This window comes from Methylorubrum thiocyanatum, from assembly GCA_014138645.1.
Classification (GTDB): domain Bacteria; phylum Pseudomonadota; class Alphaproteobacteria; order Rhizobiales; family Beijerinckiaceae; genus Methylobacterium; species Methylobacterium thiocyanatum.
Map to the genome: position 1 here is coordinate 169940 of JACJIB010000005.1, position 20410 is coordinate 190349.

At 71.4% G+C, this 20410-nt stretch carries 16 protein-coding genes and 1 pseudogene; 3 read left to right on the forward strand and 14 right to left on the reverse strand.

Annotation, left to right across the window (positions count from 1 at the left end; translation table 11 throughout):
- Positions 1 to 56: 56 nt before the first annotated feature.
- The 9 genes from urtA to HNR51_RS15215 form a co-directional block, all read right to left on the reverse strand.
- Positions 57 to 1298 (reverse strand): urea ABC transporter substrate-binding protein, encoded by a 1242-nt coding sequence (gene urtA / locus HNR51_RS15175; protein ID WP_182555472.1) that lies wholly within the window; start codon positions 1296 to 1298, stop codon positions 57 to 59.
- A 188-nt stretch (positions 1299 to 1486) separates the two neighbouring features.
- Positions 1487 to 2371, reverse strand: coding sequence for an urease accessory protein UreD (locus HNR51_RS15180; protein ID WP_182555473.1), 885 nt, complete (start codon positions 2369 to 2371; stop codon positions 1487 to 1489).
- Complete coding sequence (gene ureG, locus HNR51_RS15185) at positions 2371 to 3021, reverse strand: urease accessory protein UreG (protein ID WP_182555474.1); 651 nt, start codon at positions 3019 to 3021, stop codon at positions 2371 to 2373. The genes HNR51_RS15180 and ureG overlap by 1 nt, the downstream gene beginning before the upstream one ends.
- Entirely contained in the window at positions 3018 to 4730 is a 1713-nt protein-coding gene (gene ureC / locus HNR51_RS15190; protein WP_182555475.1) for an urease subunit alpha, read from the reverse strand. Before ureC ends, ureG begins: the two co-directional genes overlap by 4 nt.
- Positions 4731 to 4746: 16 nt before the next feature.
- Complete coding sequence (locus HNR51_RS15195; protein WP_012453057.1) at positions 4747 to 5442, reverse strand: urease subunit beta; 696 nt, start codon at positions 5440 to 5442, stop codon at positions 4747 to 4749.
- 13 nt (positions 5443 to 5455) lie between these two features.
- A complete protein-coding gene (locus HNR51_RS15200) occupies positions 5456 to 6136 on the reverse strand; it encodes an urease accessory protein UreF (RefSeq protein WP_012453056.1) in 681 nt (226 codons plus the stop codon).
- 5 nt (positions 6137 to 6141) lie between these two features.
- Entirely contained in the window at positions 6142 to 6603 is a 462-nt protein-coding gene (ureE, locus tag HNR51_RS15205) for an urease accessory protein UreE (RefSeq protein ID WP_182555476.1), read from the reverse strand.
- A gap of 181 nt (positions 6604 to 6784) precedes the next feature.
- Positions 6785 to 7867, reverse strand: coding sequence for a DUF2778 domain-containing protein (locus HNR51_RS15210; RefSeq protein ID WP_182555477.1), 1083 nt, complete (start codon positions 7865 to 7867; stop codon positions 6785 to 6787).
- A 249-nt stretch (positions 7868 to 8116) separates the two neighbouring features.
- Positions 8117 to 10597 (reverse strand): PAS domain-containing protein, encoded by a 2481-nt coding sequence (locus tag HNR51_RS15215; RefSeq protein ID WP_182555478.1) that lies wholly within the window; start codon positions 10595 to 10597, stop codon positions 8117 to 8119.
- Positions 10598 to 10944: 347 nt separating this feature from the next.
- Here HNR51_RS15215 and HNR51_RS15220 point away from each other — a divergent pair, with 347 nt between their 5' ends.
- Both HNR51_RS15220 and HNR51_RS15225 read left to right on the forward strand, forming a co-directional pair.
- Positions 10945 to 13953, forward strand: coding sequence for a PAS domain S-box protein (locus tag HNR51_RS15220; protein WP_182555479.1), 3009 nt, complete (start codon positions 10945 to 10947; stop codon positions 13951 to 13953).
- Positions 13954 to 14223: 270 nt separating this feature from the next.
- Positions 14224 to 14955 carry a DUF4198 domain-containing protein gene (locus HNR51_RS15225; protein WP_182555480.1) on the forward strand — a complete coding sequence of 244 codons (732 nt, stop codon included), beginning with the start codon at positions 14224 to 14226 and terminating at the stop codon, positions 14953 to 14955.
- 332 nt (positions 14956 to 15287) lie between these two features.
- On the opposite strand, the pseudogene HNR51_RS15230 reads toward HNR51_RS15225, so the two are convergent.
- Positions 15288 to 15632 (reverse strand): annotated as a pseudogene (locus HNR51_RS15230) (transposase); the annotation flags it as partial.
- A 272-nt stretch (positions 15633 to 15904) separates the two neighbouring features.
- On the opposite strand from HNR51_RS15230, the gene HNR51_RS15235 reads away from it, so the two are divergent.
- The gene (locus tag HNR51_RS15235) at positions 15905 to 17302 is read left to right on the forward strand and encodes a nucleobase:cation symporter-2 family protein (RefSeq protein WP_012453050.1); all 1398 of its coding nucleotides are present in this window, start codon (positions 15905 to 15907) and stop codon (positions 17300 to 17302) included.
- Between the two features lie 90 nt (positions 17303 to 17392).
- On the opposite strand, the gene hpxZ is transcribed toward HNR51_RS15235, so the two are convergent.
- From hpxZ to HNR51_RS15255, 4 genes are all read right to left on the reverse strand, one after another.
- On the reverse strand, positions 17393 to 17800 hold the full coding sequence (hpxZ, locus tag HNR51_RS15240) for an oxalurate catabolism protein HpxZ (protein WP_182555481.1): 408 nt from the start codon (positions 17798 to 17800) through the stop codon (positions 17393 to 17395).
- The gene (locus HNR51_RS15245; RefSeq protein WP_182555482.1) at positions 17776 to 19212 is read right to left on the reverse strand and encodes an AtzE family amidohydrolase; all 1437 of its coding nucleotides are present in this window, start codon (positions 19210 to 19212) and stop codon (positions 17776 to 17778) included. Before HNR51_RS15245 ends, hpxZ begins: the two co-directional genes overlap by 25 nt.
- A complete protein-coding gene (locus HNR51_RS15250) occupies positions 19209 to 19412 on the reverse strand; it encodes a DUF4089 domain-containing protein (RefSeq protein WP_012453047.1) in 204 nt (67 codons plus the stop codon). Before HNR51_RS15250 ends, HNR51_RS15245 begins: the two co-directional genes overlap by 4 nt.
- A gap of 89 nt (positions 19413 to 19501) precedes the next feature.
- Positions 19502 to 20182 (reverse strand): cysteine hydrolase family protein, encoded by a 681-nt coding sequence (locus HNR51_RS15255; RefSeq protein WP_182555483.1) that lies wholly within the window; start codon positions 20180 to 20182, stop codon positions 19502 to 19504.
- Positions 20183 to 20410 lie beyond the last annotated feature (228 nt).

Genomic DNA, 20410 nt, shown 5'->3' on the forward strand with positions numbered 1-20410 from the left:
TGATCCGGTTCAGCCGCTCCCCTCTCCCCGCAGGCGGGGAGAGGGGGCACGGCGGCCTACTGGTAGCCCTTCGGGAACGGATCGGGCTCGATCAGCTCGGGGCTTTCGTAGACCACGTCGAACTGGCCGTCCGCCCGTGCCCGCGCCACGCGGGTCTTCGCCCAGAGGTGATGGTTCTCGTGGATCTTCACGTAGCCCTCCGGCGCATCCTTCATCTCGATGCCGGGGGATGCCGCGATCACCTTGTCGACCTCGAAGGTGCCGGCCTTCTCCACCGCCGTCTTCCATAGGAACGGGCTCAGATAGGCGGCCTGGGTCACGTCGCCGATGACGGTCTTGTCGCCCCAGCGCTTCTTGAAGTCGGCGACGAATTTCTCGTTGGCCGGCGTCTTGATCGACTGGAAGTACTTCATGCAGGAATAGGCGTCGGCGATGTTCTCACCGCCGATGCCGTCCACGTCGTCCTCAGTGACGGAGACCGTGATCAGCGTCTGCTTCTTGAGGTCGATGCCCGCCGCCTTGATCTGCTTGTAGAACGCCACGTTCGAACCGCCGACGACGGTGGCGAAGATCACGTCCGGCTTCTTCAGCTTGATCTTGTTGATGACCGAGTTGAACTGCGTGTGGCCGAGGGGGAAGTACTCCTCGCCGACGATGCTGCCCTTGGTCATGTTGGCGATGTGCTTCGTGGCGATCTTGTTGGTCGTGCGCGGCCAGATGTAGTCCGATCCGACCATGAAGAAGGTCTTCGCACCCTTCTCCTTCGTCACCCAGTCGAGGGCCACCAGCGTCTGCTGGGTCGCCTCCTGGCCGGTGTAGATCACGTTCTTGGACTGCTCCAGACCCTCGTAATAGGTCGGATAGTAGAGCAGGCCGTTATACTGCTCGAACACCGGAAGCACCGCCTTGCGCGAGGCGGAGGTCACGCAGCCGAACACCGCGGCGCAATGGTCGTTGACGACCAGCTTGCGCGCCTTCTCGGCGAAGGTCGGCCAATCGGAGGCCCCGTCCTCCTGGATGATCTTGATCTGGCGGCCGAGGATGCCGCCGCCCGCGTTGATCTGCTCGATGGCCAGCCTCTCACCCTGGGTCGCACCCGTCTCCGACATCGCCATGGTGCCGCTGATCGAGTGGAGGATTCCGACGCTCACCTCCTTATCGGTCACGGCGAGCGCGCCCGCGCCGGCCTGCGCGAAGGCGCGGCCGGGCAGGGCGCCCAGAAGCGGAGAGGCGGCGAGCCCGAGGAGAAGGCGGCGGCGGAGATGGAAGTGGCTATCGTTTCGGTCACGCGAGCGCATGTTGTCTCGAAATCCTTCGAACGTCATCCGGCAGACCGGTTCGAATGACGCCATCGGGCAGCCAGACGAGGCCGGTGCCCCGGCCGGTATTTCGTCTCAGGAAATCGAGTTGCATCAAGAGTAATTGCTGGGCGCTCTGCCCATATTTCTTGCGATGTGCTCCCCGGCTGGTCGTATATGAATCATATCTACTTGCGACGCCGGCCTGGGCCACATCCGCTCAGGGCTTCGAACACGATCCGGAACACCGCCTCCATGCCGGCCGAGAGGGTGCCGCCGTCCGGGGCGAGCAGGCGCAAGCCGAGGCCCGCCCCGTTGGGCAGCACACTCACGCCGGTCAGGCAGCCGGCCGTGTCCGAGGCCTGCCGCAGGAGAGGGCCGGCGAGCCGCGCATCCTCGGGGGCGCCGAGGACGACCATCGTGCCGTAGGCGCGGTGGCCGCCCATCGGCGAGGCCGGGCCTACGAAGGCCGACCCGTCGATCCGGCTGCGCTCCCGCACCAGAGCGCGGCCCTCGGGCGTCCGGATCGTCAGGCCGAGGTCGAGCCGGTCGAACGGCCGGTCCTGGCCGATGGGATCGTGGCAGGCCACGCTCTCGGTGACGATGGCGCGGGCGCCCGGCTCGGCGGTGATGTCGGTGGAGACGGCGAGATGGGCGCCGGGAAACAGGATCAGCGGATCGGGATTGAGCGCGAGGAAGGCATCGGCCGCGATGGCCAGCCGCGTGTCCTGGCGCGTGGGCTCGGGGCCGCCGCGATGCACGACGGTGCCGGCCTGGGTCGTGACATGGACCCGCGCGCCGGGGCGCGCGGCGATGTCGAGGGTGAGGTGGTCGGCGGCGTAGAGGCCGCCGGAGGCCGATTGCAGGTAGAGCGTGGCGAGGTCCGGGCTCTCCGGATGCATCCGGAAGGCGCGGGTGATGTGGAACGGGTAGGGCACGACCTGCCGCGACAGCACGGTGGTGCCGCCGCCGCGGGCGAAGACGAGGGAAGCCTGCACCCGGCGTCCGACCGGAGCGGAGACGGGCTCTGCCGGGGCGGGTTTTTCGGGAAGGTCGTCCAGCGACAGGGCCATCAGGGTGCGAACAGCACGGCGCGGCAGATTGCGTCGGCCACCGCCTCGACGCCCTCGCCGGAGCGGGCATTGGTGGCGGCCACGGGCTTCGCGCCCCGCACCCGCGCGGCCTCGGCCAGCATGCCGGGGAGATCGACGCCGACATGGGGCGCGAGATCGACCTTGTTGATGACGAGGAGGTCGCAGCGCAGCACGCCGGGTCCGCGCTTTCGCGGGATGTCGTCGCCGCCCGCCACGTCGATGACGAAGATCCACCAATCGACCAGATCGAGCGAGAAGGTCGAGGCGAGGTTGTCGCCCCCCGATTCGAAGATCAGGAGCTGGAGGCCGGGAAACTTCGCCTCCAGATCGTCGCCCGCCGCGATGTTGAGGGTCGGGTCTTCGCGGATGACGGTGTGCGGGCAGGCGCCGGCTTCCACCGCCTCGACCCGGGCCGGGTCGATCAGCCCGGAGCGGCGCAGGCGCTCGGCGTCCTCCTTGGTGACGAGGTCGTTGGTGACGACCGCGAGATCGACGCCCCGGGCCTGAAGCGCCGGGATCAGCCGCTCGATCAGCGCCGTCTTGCCGGAGCCGACCGGGCCGCCGATGCCGATGCGGGCGGCGGTGACGGTCTCAGGGAGGGCAGGGGAGGGGAGAGCGGACGCACTCATCGCAGCATGTACCGTTGGGCGAGCGGCAGGACGGTCGCGGGCTCGCAGGTGGCGAGCTGGCCGTCCACGAAGACCTCGAAGGTCTGCGGATCGACCCGGATATCCGGGCAGGCGTCGTTCCAGAGCATGTCGGCCTTGGTCAGCGTGCGGGTGCCGCGGGCCGGCAGCAGGCTTTTGCGCAGACCCAGGCTCTCGCGCAGCCCGCCCTCGATGGCGAGCGGGTGGACGAAGCAGGCCGACAGGCCCTGCTTGGCGAGCCCGAAGGCGCCCCATTGCGGGCGCATCAGCATCGGCTCGCAGGTCATCAGGGAGGCGGCGGAATCGCCCATGGCGCCCCAGGCGATGAAGCCGCCCTTGATCACCAGTTCCGGCTTGATGCCGAAGAAGGCCGGGCGCCAGATCACGATGTCGGCCATCTTGCCGGGCTCCAGCGAGCCGATGTGCTCGTGGATGCCGAAGGTGCGCGCGGCGTTGATGGTGTATTTGGCGATGTAGCGCTTGATCCGGGCGTTGTCGCCGAAGCCCGGCCGCTCCTCCGGCAGGGCGCCGCGCTGGTCCTTCATCTTGGAGGCGAGCTGCCATGTCCGGCAGATCACCTCGTGGATGCGGCCCATGCCCTGGCTGTCGGAGCCGAGCATCGAGATCGCGCCGATGTCGTGCAGCACGTCCTCGGCCGCGATGGTCTGGGCGCGGATGCGGCTCTCGGCAAACGCCACGTCCTCCGGCAGCGCCGGATTGAGGTGGTGGCACACCATCGTCATGTCGAGGTGTTCGTCGAACGTGTTGACCGTGTAGGGGTTGGTCGGGTTCGTCGAGGAGGGCAGGCAATGGGGCAGCCCCGCCACGCGGATGATGTCGGGTGCGTGCCCGCCGCCGGCGCCTTCCGTGTGGTACATGTGGATCGTGCGTCCGCCGATCGCCGCCAGCGTGTCCTCCACGAAGCCGGATTCGTTGAGCGTGTCGGTGTGGAGCTGGACCTGGAAGTCGTGCTCGTCGGCAAAGCCTAAGCAGGAATCGATCGCCGCCGGCATCGCCCCCCAATCCTCGTGGATCTTCAGGCCCAGCACACCGGTCTCGAGCTGTTCCTTCAAGGCCGCCGGCTTGTGGGTGTTGCCCCGTCCCAGAAACCCGAAATTGACGGGCCAGGCTTCCGCCGCCTGGAGCATTTTTCCCGTGTTGAACGGCCCGCCGGAATCGATGCCCACGGTGATCGGCCCGAGCGAGCCGCCGAGCAGCGTCGTGATGCCCGAGGCGATGGCGTGGTCGGGCAGGCCGGCGGAATCGAAGTGGACGTGGACGTCGATGGCGCCGGGCGTCGCGATCAGCCCCTCGCAGTCGCGCACCGTGGTGCCGGCCGACACGATCAGGCGCGGATCGACGCCGTCCATGATCGCCGGGTTGCCGGCCTTGCCGAGGCCCACGATGCGCCCGTCCTTGATGCCGAGATCGCCCTTCACGATGCCGATGACGGGATCGATGACGAGGACGTTGCATAGGAGGAAGTCGAGGGCGCCTTCGGCCGCCGTGACGCCGGGCGCGAGCCCGATGCCATCCCGAAGAGTCTTGCCGCCGCCGTGCAGGCACTCGTCGCCGTAGATCGCGTGGTCGTGCTCGACCACCGCCACGAGGGAGGTATCGGCGAGCCGCACGCCGTCGCCGGTGGTGGGGCCGTAGAGGGCGGCGTAGTCGCGCCGGGGAATCGTGACCATGTCTGTTGCGTCTCCCTCAGGCGCCCTTGAAGCCGCGGGCCCTGGCGCGGGCCAGCGCGTCGGCGCGGGCGGCGTCGGAATCGAGCTTGCCCTGCGTCAGGTTGTTGAGGCCGGTGAGTTCCCGGGCGCCGCCGAAGCCCGTGAGCGTCACGCTCTTGCGCTGGCCCGGTTCGAACCGCACCGCCGTGCCCGCCGGGATGTCGAGGCGGAAGCCCAGCGCCTTGGCGCGGTCGAAATCGAGCGCCCGGTTGACCTCGAAGAAGTGGTAGTGCGAGCCGATCTGCACCGGCCGGTCGCCGGTATTGACGACCTCGACCGTGACCCGCGGGCGCCCGGCGGCGAGTTCGATCTCGCCCTCCGCCGGCAGGATCGCGCCGGGCTCCAGCGTGTCGGGCTCCGCCCCTTCCGCGGGCCGGATCGGCTCGTGCACGGTGACGAGCTTGGTGCCGTCGGGGAAGACGCACTCGACCTGCAGGATCGGCATCATCGCGGCCACGCCCGGCATCACGTCGCCGGTGGTGAGGATGGTCGAGCCCCAGCCGATCAGGTCGGCGACCGAGCGCCCGTCGCGGGCGCCCTCCAGGATCTCGTCGGTGATGATCGCCACCGCCTCGGGGTAGTTGAGCTTCAGACCCCGTGCCCGCCGCTTGCGGGCGAGTTCGGCGGCGGTGAAGATCGTGAGCCGTTCCATCTCGGTCGGCGTCAGCAGCATCGGGCGGCTCCTCTCAGTTCGCGAACAGGCGCAGCTCGGCCTGGGCCTGGCGCATCGCGGCGATCTCGATCAGCGGGGTGAAGCCGGTGAGCACGATCTCGCCCTCCGGCTCGGCGACGGGGTGTTCCAGAAGCGCCGCGATCAGCGGCAGCGCGCCGCTCAAACTGCGCTGCGCCTCGATCGCGCCGATGGCGCCGAGCCGCACCGCGGCCGAGGTCAGGCCGCTGGCGAAGAGATAGCCGGAGACGGACGACGCGGTGGGCTCGTCGAGGCCGAGCCCCGTCCACAGGGCGCCCTGCACGGTGGGCAGGTGCCCGAGGATTCGACCCGCGCGCACGGCCGCGCGCAGCTCGGCGGCACCCGGCGTGCCGAGGCGGGCATGCGAGGCGAGCAGCGAGGCGCCGTTGCGGCGGCTGCCCACGCGCATCGGCTCGGACAGGGAGGCGGCCTCGACCGCCGCGTCGATGGCTGCGAGGCGCTCGATGGCGGGACCTGCGCGGTGGGCGAGGATCAGCGCGACCCGGTCCGTGCCGGCCCAGCGGAAGCGGAGGGCGGCCGCGAGGGTGCGGGCGAGTGCGGCCTCGTCGAAGGCGGGATGTTCCGCGATCAGCCCTTCGAGGCCGTTGGAAAAGGCGAAGCTGCCGCTCGGGAAGGCGGTGTCGGCCTGTTGCAGCGCGGTGAGGGCGGCGAGCAAGGCGATCAGCCCGCCTCGGCGGCATCGACGGAGTGGGCGACGCGCCCCTCCGTCACCAGGGCGCCGAGGCGGACGAGGTAATCCTCCGCCGGCCCCTCCAGCGCGACGAGGATCGCCCCGCCGTCGAAGCGCACCCGCCAGTGCAGGTTGCCGGCGTGATAGCCGAGTTCGAGCGCGTCGGGGATCGAGGCGGGCACCAGCCGCAGCCAGCGCTCGGCGCCGACGCGGGCGATCAGCGCGTGATGATCCTCGAGGACGAGCACGGCGCCGTCGAACAGGATCTGATCCCGCGGCAGGGCCAGGGCGACCTCTTCGCCCCCTTGCGTCGTCGCCCTGAGGCGGCGCCGCGCGATGTCGGCGCTCGCCACCCGCAGGACGTCCACCGCGCCGTGATGTTCGAGGTGATGCAGGCGTTTCGCCATTGCGGCCTCGGACCGGTTGCCCAGGACGCGTTGGATCACACGCATACGCCACGACTCCGATGCACACGACGTCCCGCTCGTTCGGCGGAGAGATTGCGTCGGACCGCCGAACCGCGAAGGAGTTCGGGGCCGCCCCTCGATCTCTTATGCGAGGATCAGGCCAGAATCGAGCGTAAAGAGAATTTATTTTTCTCGGAAAGAAAGCAGAAGCAGCGTCGGGACGGGCTTATCGGGAGGCGAGCAGCGGAGCCATATCACGCCCGCGGCCGGCGACGACGACGACGCGCCGGATCTCACCCCGCAGGTAGGCTTGCAGGAACCGGTCGTAATCCTTGAACGAGATGCAGCCGTTCGAGGCGCCGCTCGGGCCCAGCAGATAGGTGTGGGCGAGCAGGCCGACGCGGCCGTGGATCGCCTCGCTGCCCCCGACCGGGGCGAGGCGCAGGGCCCGGACCCCGTGGAACGGTGCCTCGCGCTCGGTCAGGTCGTAGGTGCCCGGCGGCGTCGCGCCGCGCATCTTGAGATGGACGTAGCGCGGGTCGTCCATGCTCTCGCCGAGGCCGGAATGCGCCTCCAGCCGCTCGCCGCTCGGCAGGACGACGCTCTGGGCGCTGATGTCGTAGACGGCGATCCCGCCGTCACCGGCCGGCGGCAGGGCTGGGGCAGGCGCGGTGAGCGGCCGGCGCGCGGCCGACTCGGCGGCGCCGTTCTCCAGCGCCGCGTAGGCCAGGGCGGGCGCCGGCGCGGCGGGCTTCTCGACGCCGAGCAGCTTCTCGAAGAAGGTGCGGGTGTCCTCCCTCTCGGCCGGTGCCACCGCCGCCATCGACGACCGGCGCGCGGCCAGCCGTTCGGCCCTGCGCAGCGACTCCGCCGCGCCGAGGCGCGTCAGCTCGGCCGGCCGCCGCACGGGCAGGGGCACGAGCTGCGCCATCGCCGTCGACGGCGCTTCGTCCGGAAGCCAGAACAGGGTCGCCATGCCGAAGCGCGCCTCGGCGGGCGCGGGCAGAGCCAAGGGCGTCCACGCGGCCAGCGCTGCCGTCGTCGGCTCGCCCGGCTCCGGTGCAGGCTCGGGTGTCCGCTCCGCGATCCCGGCCACAGCCTCCGGGTCGGCTTCCGGGGCAGCCTCGAGGTCTGCGCCCAAGTCTGCCCCCAAGTTTGCCTCCTGCACCGGCTCGACCGCGACCGGCGTCACGGCCGCCTGCCGCGGCGGCAGGCCGGCCGGCCCGAACGGCGCTGAGGAGGCCAGGATCAGCGCCGCGCTCAGATAGGCGGTCGCGGGCAGAGCCCATGAGAGAAGAGGATGTGCCATGCTGCGCCGCCCGAATGCCCGCCCCGGAGCGGCCCACGCCCCGGCCCTGAACCGCTCGCCGGCGCGATGCGAGGTGCCCCTCCGCGGCCGGTCAACTTTTCGTTAACCATCTGCGCGGCGGCGCTCGGCGATTCTGGGGCGAGATCGTGGTCGGCCGGGGGTAAAACCGGAGCGGAGTTCGGGCCGAGCCCGGGACGTGAGGCGAACGGGCCGCTGCCGCGCGCAGCTTGGCAGGACGGTCGGAGAACCTCACAGGCCCGGAGCACGGCGGATGGAGGCCGAGGGCCGCCGCCGGGTCAGGACGGTGCGCAAGGCCCGCGCGACCTGCTCGGCCGAGTAGGGCTTGCGGACGAGTTCGAAGCCGTGCGCATCGTCCTGGGCCAGCACGTCACTGTAGCCGGTGGTCAGGATGACCGGCAGGTTCGGGTGGTCGGCCTTGAGCCGCCGCGCGAGCTCGACCCCGCCCATCCCCGGCATCACCACGTCGGAGAAGACCGCGTCGAACCGGAACGGCACCCGCTCGAACTCGGCCAGGGCCGCCTCGGCGTTGTGGGCCCAGACGATCGAGTGGCCGAGATCCTCCAGAAGCTGCGTGCAGAAGCGCCCGACATCGAGGTTGTCCTCGACCACGAGCACGCAGAGCGCCCGCTCCTCGACCGGAGCCTCGCTCGCCTCGTCCTCCGGCCGGGTCTCGGGTTCCGGCGGATCGACATGGGGGAGGTAGAGCGTGAAGGTGGTGCCGCGGCCCACCCTGCTCGCCACGTCGATGTCTCCCCCCGACTGCTTGGCGAAGCCGATGACCTGGCTCAGGCCCAGCCCCGTCCCCTTGCCCACCTCCTTCGTGGTGTAGAAGGGCTCGAAGATGCGGCTCAGGTGCTCCGGCGCGATGCCGGAACCGTCGTCCGCGACCGAGATCGCGGCGAAGGGCCCGGCGGCGCCGGCATGGCCGCGGATCGAGGGCATCGCCGCCCCGCAGGTGAGCCGGAGGGTCAGCGTGCCCTCGCCCTCCACCGCGTCGCGGGCATTGACGGCGAGATTGACCAGCGCCGTCTCGAACTGGCTCGGATCGACCCGCACGTGGCAGGGCGTGTCCGGCAATTCCGCGACGATGCGGATGCGCGCGCCCGTGACCGCGTTGAGCATGTCGGCCACGCCCCGGAGCCGCTCGCCGAGGTCGAACACCTCCGGCTTGAGGGGCTGGCGGCGGGCGAAGGACAGGAGCTGGCTCGTCAGCCGGGCGGCGCGGTCGACGGTGTCCGAGACCGCCTCCAGGTAGCGGCTGCGCCGTTCCTCCGGGAGGTTCGGCCGGCGCAGGAACTCGACCGAGGAACGGATGATGGTCAGGAGATTGTTGAAGTCGTGCGCCACGCCGCCGGTCAACTGGCCCACCGCCTCCATCTTCTGGGCGTGGCGGAGCGCCTCCTCGGCCCGGGCGAGCTGCTCCTGGCTGCGCAGCCGCTCGGTGACGTCCTGGGCGTACTGGAACGCGCCGATCCGGCGGCCCTCCGCGTCCCGCAGCGTCGTGAACCGCAGCTCGTAGGCCGGGCGCTTCCGCTCCGGGTCGCCGAACGTCTCGACCAGGGTGAATTCCTCGCCCCCCAGGGCCCGCGACCAGACCGCCCGCGCCGCCTCGCGGTGATCGGGAAGGGCCTCGAGCCGGTCGAGCAGGTTGTCGCCGGCCGCGATCGGCACGCCGTAGATGCTCTCGAACTCGTCCGCATAGGCGCGGTTCACGGCGAGCACGCGGTAATCGGGGTCGAGCGCGGCCACGAGCGCGTCGGTGGTCTCGAACACGTCGGCCCAGAGCTTGCGCTGGGCGAGGGCATCCGCCACGCGCCGCTCCAGCGTCGCGTTCATCTCCTGCAGCCGGTCCTCGGCGAGCTTGCGGTCGTGGATGTCCTCGACGACGCCGTACCAGCGGATGATCGCGCCGCCCTCGTTGCGCCGCGCCCGGGCGCGGGCGCGCATCCAGCGATACTCCCCGGTATGCGCGATGCGGATGCGGTAGTTCACGTCCACCGGTTCGCCCGAGGCGAGGCAGCTCGCGAACACGGTCATGGTCCAGGGCACGTCGTCGGGATGGAGCGACTTGGCCCAGCCGGACCCGTCCGGCTCGCCGGGCGCCTGCCCGGTCAGTTCGAGCCAGCGGTTCGAGTAGGAGATGATGTTGCCGTCCGGGTCGCAGGTCCAGGGCACCTGCGGATTGAGCTCGACCGTGTGCCGGAAATGGTCCTCGCTCTCCCGCAAGCGCCGTTCGCCGAGGACGCGGGCCGTGGTCTCCGCCGTGACGCAGAACAGGCCGCTGATGGCGCCGGCCTCGTCGTAGGCGGGCGAGTAGGTGAAGGACCACCAGCCCTGCTCGGGCCGACCCTCGCGCGAGAGGTCGAGCATGACGTCGGTGAGGGTCTGGCTCTGCCCTGCGAGGGTGGCGTCCACCAGCGGGCCGATCTCGTCCCAGATGCTCGCCCAGACCTCGCGGAAGGGGTGCCCCAGGGCGGTGGGCAGCCGGTAGCCGAGGATCGGCCGATAGGCATCGTTGTAGAAGCAGAGCAGGTCCGGGCCCCAGGCGAGGAACATCGCCGTGGGACAGGACAGCATCAGGGAGAGCGCGCTGCGCAGCGATTGCGGCCAGCGCTCCGGCGGCCCGACGGAGGTCCCCGACCAGTCGCGGGCGCGGATCTCGGCGCCGGTCTGCCCTCCGGGCGGCAGGAACGAGAAGGCGTCATCCATGATCTGCGGCGTCCGGCACTCGGTCGTCTCCGCGCGCGGACCGGCCCGCCGCTCGTCTGCCCGCCGCTCCTCTGGAGGCGACGGCCGAACGCATCAAGCCCCGGGAGGGCCGATCAAGCGTGGCGGCTGTGTCATCTGTCGGTTCGTCGCGGGCGGGCATTCGATTCGCCACGTCTCTCGGTCTGCCACGTTTCAAGGTTCCACGGACTGTAACCGGGGGAACGGCCGCCGGTTGCCGTTCGCTGAGGTCGCGGGTGGGCCTTGAAGCTCTATCCGACCGGCCTCACTTTCGCCTCTGCCCTATCGCCATGGTGGAACATTCTGGTTCTCCCAAGCCTGTCTGAACAATGAACCCCGCCACGACGAGCGAGCGAGAGGCGGCGCGCCTGCGCGCCTTGGACCGCTACGGGTTGCTCGATACGCCGCGCGAGCAGGACTTCGACGAGATCGCGGAGGCCGCCGCCGAGCTGTGCGAGACGCCGATCGCGGTCGTCAACCTCGTCGGCGACGGGCGGCAGTTCTTCAAGGCGGAGGTCGGCCTCGGCGTGCGCGAGACGCCGCTGGAGACCTCCTTCTGCCGGCAGGCCCTCCTGCACGACGACTTCCTCTACGTGCCTGATGCCGCGAGCGACCCGCGGTTTGCCGGCAATCCCCTCGTCCACGGCGCCGCCGGCCTGCGCTTCTATGCCGGCGCCCTGCTGAGGACCGCCGAGGGGCAGGCGATCGGGACCGTCTGCGTTCTCGACACCCGCGCGCGCCAGCTCTCGGAGCGGCAGCGCCGCGGCCTGGCGCGGCTCGCCCGCCAGGCCATGGCGCAGATGGAATTGCGGCGCGCCGTTCGGGAGCAGGCGGAGCAGCGCCTGCTGCACGAGCGCATCCTCGACAGCGCCACCGATTACGCGATCGTGGCGACCGATCCCCAGGGCCGCGTCACCCGCTGGAACGCAGGCGCCGAGCGTATCCTCGGCTGGAGCGAGGCCGAGATGCTGGGGCGGGCGATCGACGCCTTCTTCACGCCGGAGGATCGGGCCGGCGGCCGGCCCGAGGTCGAGATGCGTCTGGCCCGGGAGAATGGCAGCGCCCCGAACGAGCGCTGGCACCTGCGCCGGGACGGAACCCGCTTCTGGGCGTCGGGCGAGATGATGCCGCTGACCGCCGAAGACGGCGCGCTGATGGGCTACCTCAAGATCCTGCGCGACCGCACGGCGTCGCGCGCGTCCGAGGCGGCCCTGCGGGAGAGCGAGATGCGCTACCGCTCCCTGGTCGAGGTCAGTCCGCAGGTGGTCTGGTTCGGCGACGAGGCCGGCAACATCACCTACTGCAACGCCTATTGGTACGACTATACGGGCCTGCCCGCCGGCGAGACCGGCGAGGCGAGCTGGATGGGGGTGATCCATCCCGACCACCGCGAGCGCGTCCGCGACACGTGGCTCGCGGCGGCACGGAGCCTGGGCGCCTACGAGGTCGAGTTCCCGCTTCGCCGCGGCGACGGGCAGTACCGCTGGTTCCTATCGCGGGCCCGGCCCGTGCGCGACGAGGCGGGTCGGCTCACGAGCTGGATCGGCACCACCCTCGACATCCACGAGCGCAAGGTGGCCGAGGAGCGCTTCGAGGCGCTCACCGAACTGGCGCCCGCCATCATCTGGTTCGGCAATCCGGACGGCAGCCTCAGCTACCTGAACGACCGCTGGTACGCCTATACCGGCCAGACCCCGGAACAGGCACTGCCCCTTGGATGGGGCGAGGTGATCCATCCGGACGACCTGCCCGGCCTGCTCGTGGCCTGGGAGACGGCGCGGGTCCACGAGATCGTCTACGACACCGAGGCGCGCCTGCGCCGCCACGACGGGCGCTACCGCTGGTTCCTGATCCGCGCCGAGCCGCTGAAGGACGCGAGCGGCACGGTGGTCGGCTGGCTCGGCAGCAACAGCGACATCCACGACCGGCGTCAGGCCGAGGAGGATCTGCGCAAGGCGCGGGAGCAGTTGCATCTGGCCGTCGAGGCGACGGGCACCGGCATCTTCGACTACGACCTCGTCACTGACAGGCTCGAATGGGATGTCCGAACCCGTGCCCTGTTCGGCCTGCCGCCGGAGGCGCCGGTCAGCTACGATGTGTTCCTGGCCGGTCTCCACCCGGACGACCGGACCTGGGTCGATGCGGCGGTCAAGGCCGCGCTCGACCCGGCCGGCAGCGGCACCTACGACATCGCCTACCGCACCGTCGGGCTGGCGGACGGCGTCGAGCGCTGGGTGGCCGCGAAGGGACAGGCCTTCGTCGCCGGCGGCCGCGCCGTGCGCTTCATCGGCACCGCGCGCGACGTCACGCAGAGCCGGCGCGCCGAGCAGATCCTGCGCGAGACCGAGGAGCGCTACCGCCTCGCGGCGCGGGCCACCAACGACGCGATCTGGGACTGGAACCTCGCGACGAACCACGTCCTGTGGAACGAGGCGCTCACGGCCGCCTACGGCTACGCGCCGGAATCGGTCGAGCCGACCGGCGACTGGTGGATCGCCCATATCCATCCCGATGACCGGGGGCGGATCGATGCTTCGATCCACGCGGTCATCGACGGGACCGGCACCGCCTGGAGCGACGAGTACCGTTTCCGGCGCGCCGACGGCCGCTATGCCGACATCCTCGACCGGGGCTACGTCATCCGCGACGGGCAAGGTGCGGCCGTGCGGATGATCGGGGCCATGCTCGACATCAGCGAGCGCAAGCGGGCCGAGGAGCATCAGCGCCTGCTCACGGGCGAACTGCAGCACCGGGTCAAGAACACGCTCGCCCTCGTCCAGGCGATCGCCAGCCAGACGTTTCGCAATGCGCTGGACCCGGAAGCGGCCCGCGAGGCGTTTGCCGCGCGGCTGATCTCGCTCGGGCGGGCGCACGACATCCTCACCCGGTCGAGCTGGACCGAGGCGCCCGTCCTCGAAGTCGTGGAGGGGGCGCTGGCCGTCCATCGCGGCGCCACCACGGCGCGCATCCGGGCGAGCGGACCGGCCGTGCTCCTCGGGGCCAAGGCGGCGCTCTCGCTCGCACTGGCTCTGCACGAACTTGCGACCAACGCGGCCAAGTACGGCGCGCTTTCCAACGAGGCGGGCAGTATCGACCTGCGCTGGCACGTCGTCCACGAGGGCGACGTGCCCCGCTTCTGCCTGACATGGTCGGAGCAGGGTGGTCCGCCGATCCTGACCCAGCCCTCGCGCCGCGGCTTCGGCTCGCGCCTGATCGAGCGCAGCTTCGCCGCCGAGGTCGGCGGCGAGGTCAAGCTCACCTACGCGCCGACGGGCCTCGTCTGCCGCCTGGAAGCGCCCCTCGCCTCCATGCAGGAGCCGCGCGACGAGGCCGCCTGAAGGCAGGCCCGATCCCGCGGATGAACGGCCCGACCCGAGGCTCGGCCGAGCGCGGCGGGTCTCGGATCGAAGCCGTCCGTGCCCGATGACCCATCGTGCCGCGCGCGGTTGCGCGGCGAGGCCGGTATGCAAATGGCGCGGCTTGTGCATACCGACGCCATGCGATCTGATGCCGATCAAGAGGCCTGGGGCCCGGCATCGGACGGCGTCGCCGCCCCCGACGCGGCCTTCCGGCATCACCGACGGCTTCACCACGAGAGTACCCGCACGATGAGACGCACCGCCCTCTTCGCCGCCTTCCTCGCCCTCGCCGCGCCGGCCGGCGCCCACGACCTCTGGCTCGATCCCACGGGCAGCGGCGTGCAGATCCTCTACGGCCACCCGCACGAGCCGGAACTGCCGAGCGCGGGCAAGCTGATGAGCCTGACCGCCTACGAGCCCGCCGGCGCGGTGGTGCTGAAGGCGAAGCTGGACGCCGGCCCGGCACCGGCCCTGAGGGCCGCGCATCAGGGCGATGCGCTGTTCGCGGCGGCCTACGACAACGGCTACTGGGTGCGCCTGCCCGACGGCAGCTACCGCAACGCCAGCAAGCGGATGCTGCCGCAGGCCGACAAGAGCCTGTGGTCGGTCAAGTTCGCCAAGGCCGTCTCCGGTCCGACGGCGCCGTGGGACAAGGTCGTCGGCCAGCCGCTGGAGATCGTCCCGCTGGAGGCGCCGTCGGCGGCCGCGGGCCAGATCCGGGTGCGGGTGCTGTTCGAGGGCCGTCCGCTCGGCGGGGCGGGCGTGGTGGCCACCGACGGCGTGACCTTCAAGAGCGAGGCGGATCAGGCCCGGGCGACGACGGATGCGGAGGGCGTGGCGGTGGTGCCGCTGCGCCGAGCGGGTCCGCAGGTGCTCGGCGTCAGCCACCGGGTCACCCCCTCGCAGACGCCGACGCTCGCCGATGCGGACAGCTACGGCGCGACGCTCGCCTTCACCGTGACCGACCCGAAGACCAACTGAGCCTCGCGCGGTCGCCCCGGTGGCGTCGGCCTCCGCGGCCTTCGTCACCCGCGCGACCGTTGCGCTGCGGCGGTGGATCCGGCCGCCTTTGCGCCCCGTTCCTCACCCGCGTCCGATCCGGTCCCGGTCCTGTCGCGACCGGGTCGCCCGCACGCGCCGTGAACCCGCCGCGGCCCGGGTGCGGGCAGCCGATCTCACGGATCCGCAGCCCGGCCCACAGCCCGACCCGCTGCGCCTCCCGAAGGCCGATGAGCCGCGCCTCGGCTCGAACCGGTTCGTCGTCAACGTCCGTCGCCTGATCGACGGAGCCTCGCTCGGGGACAGGCCGAGGGGCAGGCCCCCTTCTTGGCCGGGACAGAGGCACTGTCCCGGCTCGCACGACCCCAGTCGATCTCGCCGGCCGCGTGCATCCGCTTCAGCAGCACCTGATGCAGCCGTGCCCACACGCCGGCGGCCTGCCAATCGCGCAGGCGGCGCCAGCAACTCATCTCGCAGCCGCAGCCCATCTCGGCCGGCAGCATCTCCCAGGGCAGGCCGGACCGCAGCACGAACAGGATGCCGGTCAGCGCCGCCCGATTGTCGATCGAAGGCCGGCCGCCCTTCGGACGAGGCTGAGGCGTCGGCAGAAGCGGAGCGATCTCACGCCAGAGATCGGCGGGCAGAAGCGGTCGAGCCATCCCAACCCACGCACGCCCAGGCGATCCGTGCCTGTTCTGTTAGGCGTTCTTAGCCGTCTCCGACCCGGTCGCGTGAGGCTGGCGCTGTCGTTGCTCGATGACAGGGACCGCGCCCATGCCTGTCTCGGTCGGAAGGGGAGGGCCTGTCCTCACTTAATCCGAACGCATCAGGCGGTGGTCGGCCCGGGACTGGCACGTGACCTGCTCAGCAACCGGCATCCCGCGCCTCCCCCGGCGGAGGAGCGTGCGCGCACGTTCGGAGCAGGTCCCCTATGGTGTCGATGGCGTCTTCCCCGCCGGCCGGTGCGGCCGAGATCGAGCGTCGGCCGCCCGAGCCCGAGGGACGGGTTCCCCGCGCGGCCCTCGGCCTTCTCGGGCTGCAGCACGTGCTCGTGATGTATGCGGGCGCCGTGGCGATCCCGCTCATCATCGGCCGGGCGCTCAAACTGCCGCCCGAGCAGGTCGCCATGCTGGTCAGCGCCGATCTGTTCGCCTGCGGCATCGTCACGCTGATCCAGAGCTGGGGCCTGCCCGGCATTGGCATCCGTATGCCGGTGATGATGGGCGTGACCTTCGCGGCCGTCGGCCCGATGCTCTCCATGGGGGTGAACCCGGCGATCGGCCTCACCGGCATCTACGGCGCCGTCATCGCCTCCGGTCTGTTCGGCCTCCTGGCGGCCCCGCTGATCGGACGCCTCCTGCCGCTGTTCCCGCCGGTCGTGACCGGCACCATCATCCTCGTCATCGGCATCTCGCTGATGCGCGTCGGCGTGAACTGGGCCGCCGGCGGCGTCGGCAACCCGAACTACGGTGCGCCCCTCTATCTCGGCATCGCGGCCTTCGTGCTCTGCGCGATCCTCGCCATCACCCGCTACGCCACCGGCTTCGTCGCCTCGGCCTCGGTGCTGATCGGGATCGCGCTCGGCATGGTCCTGGCCGGCTTGGCCGGGCTGGTGGAGCTCGACCGCGTCGCTGCGGCGCCCTGGTTCGACATCGTGCGCCCCTTCGCCTTCGGCTGGCCGACCTTCGATCCGGTCTCGATCGTCACCCTGTGCCTCGTGATGATCGTCGTGATGATCGAGTCCACCGGCATGTTCCTGGCGCTGTCGCAGATCACCGCCGACCCGGTCGACGAGACGCGGCTGACCCGGGGGCTGCGCGCGGACGGGCTCGGCACCGTCATCGGCGGCGTCTTCAACACGTTTCCCTACACCTCGTTCTCGCAGAATATCGGACTCGTCGGCGTCACCGGCGTCCGCTCGCGCTGGGTGACGGTGGCCGCGGGCTTCATCATGCTCGGCCTCGGGCTCGTCCCGAAGCTCGCGGCCCTGGTCGAGGCCGTGCCGCAATGCGTGCTCGGCGGGGCCGGCCTCGTGATGTTCGGCATGGTCGGCGCCACCGGCACGCGCATCCTCGGCGGCGTCGATTTCGCGCGCAACCGCAACAACCTGTTCGTCGTCGCGGTCTCGGTCGGCTTCGGCATGATCCCGCTCGTCGCGCCGAACTTCTTCAAGCAGATGCCGCACGCGCTGCATCCCCTGCTGGAATCGGGCATCCTGCTCGCCGCGATCTCGGCGGTGGGACTGAACCTGTTCTTCAACGGGTTCGGCGACCGCGCGGCCTCCCGCGAGGCGGCGATCCGTCAGGCCGAGGTCGCCCAGGCCCATTGACGTCGCCCCGGCAGGGGCCGAGCCGCCTGTCGCCGGCAGGGATCGGGCGGTCTGAAACGGCGGCCGGCCCGTGCCATCCGGGCGGGCGCGTCAGGGGCGGCTCGCGCCCTCGTCGGGGGCGTCGTCGATGACGCTGACATGGGCCGCCACCACCTTCCAGCCGTCGGGGAAGCGCAGCCAAGTCTGGCTCTGACGTCCGACGCGGCCGGGGGCGCCCTCGCGCCGGAACAGCGTCATCGCCACGGCGCAGTCGCGGCCGAAGGTGGTGATGACGGTGCCCTCAAGCGCGCGGGCGAGGCCCTGCGCCGGCCGCGCCCGGCGGAAGGCGCGGATCGCGTCCATGCCGTAGAGGTTCTCCGCCGCGCCGTAGCGGATCGTGCGGGGATCGTCGTGGAACAGCCGTTCGAGCGTCGCGACGTCGTTGCTCACGAGCGCCGCCTCGTAGGTCGCGAAGACCCGCTCGACCTCGGCCTTCACCGCGGGATCGTCGATGACCATCGCGTCTCGTCCAAGGTCGCGACCGGCGCCCGGACCGCGCCCTCGCGTTCGAGGTGCCGCGCCACCCGCAGGCAGAGCGCCTCGTTCCAGGGCGCGGCGATGACCTGCACGCCGAGCGGCAGGCCGCCGTCGAGCCAGACCGGCACCGCGGCGACAGGCAGGCCGATGAAGGAGATCGGCTGCGTGAACACGCCGATATTGGGCCGCACCGGGAGTTCGACGCCGTCCAGCACAAAGGTGGTTTGGCCGGCGCGCAGAGCCCGGACCGGCGTACTCGGCGCGAGGATCACGTCGACCTCGCGGAACAGCGCCAGCACGGCGTCGCGATACCAGCGCCGGAAACGCTGCGCCTGCTCGACGAAGGGGGCGGGCAGCATCGCCCCGGCGATCAGCCGGTCGCGCACCGCCGGATCGAAGTCGCCGGCCCGGCTGCGCAACCGGTCGAGATGCAGGGCGGCGCCCTCGGCCGCGGTGATCAGGTAGGCCGCCGCCCGTGCCCGGGCCACCTCCGGGATCGCGACGCTGCGGTGCGCGCCGAGCGCGCGGGCGACGTGCGCGACGGCGGCGAAGGCCTCCGGATCGCCTCCTCGCGCGAAGTACTCTCCGGCCACGGCGATGCGCAGGTCCGCGACGCCCCGGTCGAGGTCCGGAGCCGCGGGCTCGGCCGGGCGCGGCGCGAGGGCGGGATCCTCGGGGTCGGGCCCCTGCATGGCGTCGTAGGCGAGGGCGAGATCGCGGCTCGAACGCGCCATCGGGCCGAGATGGTCGAGGCTGCCGACGAAGGGAAAGCTTCCGGCCCGGCTGAGCCGCCCGTAGGTGGGCTTGAGCCCGAAGCAGCCGCAGAAGGCGGCGGGCACGCGGATCGAGCCGTTGGTGTCCGAGGCCAGAGCGATCGGCACCAGACCCGCCGCCACCGCCGCGCCCGAGCCGCCGGATGAGCCGCCGGACATGTGGCCCCGCGCATGCGGGTTGCGGGTGTTGCCGTCGTGGATGTTCTCACCGGTGAAGTCGAAGGCGTACTCGCCCATGCCGAGCGTCCCGACCAGGACGGCGCCCGCCGCCTCCAGCCGCTCGATCAGGGCGGCGTCGCGGGTGGCCGCCGCCCGCTCGCGGTTGATCCGCGAACCCGCCCGCGTCGGAAGCCCGGCGACGTCGAACAGGTTCTTGACCGCGAACGGCACCCCGGCCAGGGGGCCGAGCGCATCACCCCGCGCCCGCGCGGCATCAAGGGAGGCGGCGCGGGCGGTGGCGCGCTCGACCAAGCGGTCGGTGAAGCTGTTCACCGCCGGATCGAGGCGGGCGATGCGGTCGAGCGCGGCGGCGACCACCTCGCGGGCCGCCACAGTCCCCGCCGACACCGCCCCGGCGATCTCGGAGGCCGGAGCGAGGCTCCAATCCGTCGTCGCACTCACGCCGTGTAGACCGGGGCCGCCTCGGCGGTGTCGGGCAGCGGGAATCCGCCGACGAGGGCCGCCGCCGCGTGGAGCACCCGCAGGTTGGCGACGACCGGTCCGGTCCAGGCCGGATCGAGGGTGAGGCCCAGCAGGGCCGCCGCCGCCGCGGCGTAGGCATCGAGATCGGGCATCGGCGTGTCCGCGGCGTGATCGGTCATCGGCTCCCCATGGGATCGGGCACTTCGCGGCCGGTCTGGTGCAATGGCCGCGCCACGGCCCGCGGCGCGGTCCGCCGTTCAGGAGCGCCTTACCTTTCGCCCAGGGCGGCGATCACCGCGGTGGATTGCGAGACCCAGCCGAAGATGCCGCCCTGGGCCTTGATCATGGCAAGGCCCGCCTCGTGGAAGGCCGGGATGTACGAGCCGCAGGCATCGGCGACGACGACGCAGCGGTAGCCGCGGTCGTTGGCCTCGCGCACGGTGGTGTGCACGCAGACCTCCGTCGTCACGCCGCAGACGATCAGGGTCCCGATGGCGCGGGCCTCCAGCAGGGCCGCGAGCCCGGTCGCGTAGAAGGCACCCTTGCCCGGCTTGTCGATCACCGGCTCGCCGTCGAGGGGGGCGAGTTCGGGGACGATGTCGTGGCCGGGCTCGCCGCGGATCAGGATGCGGCCCATCGGACCCGGTGCGCCGATGCGCGCCGTCGGCGCGCCGCGCTCCAGCTTGGCCTGTGGGGCGTCGGAGAGATCGGGCGCGTGTCCCTCGCGGGTATGGACCACGAGGAGGCCGGCCGCGCGCGCGGCGGCGAGAAGGGCGCGGGCGGGCGGCACCGCGGCGGCGAGCAGCGAGACGTCGTTGCCCAGGCTCTCGCCGAAGCCGCCGGGTTCGAGGAAGTCGCGCTGCATGTCGATGACGACGAGGGCCGTCCTCGCCGGATCGAACGGCAGGGGCGCAGGTTCGGCGTCGAGAAGGGGCTGCGGGGCGGGCATGGGCTACCTCGGAGCGAGCACGCAGGGGCCGGAGCCCGGAAGAGCGTCCAGGCCGCAGCGATGATGAAGGCGCTCCCTCAAAAATCGTGCCCGTTCATGCTGGCCGATGCCCGAAGTGTCGCCAGGCTGGCGCCGGCCTGTGGATCCGGCGGTGACATGCCTCCGGCCCGGTCTCGAGGGCATCGGCGGCGCCCGACGCGGACGGCCGTGCTCGCAAATGTCTTCCGC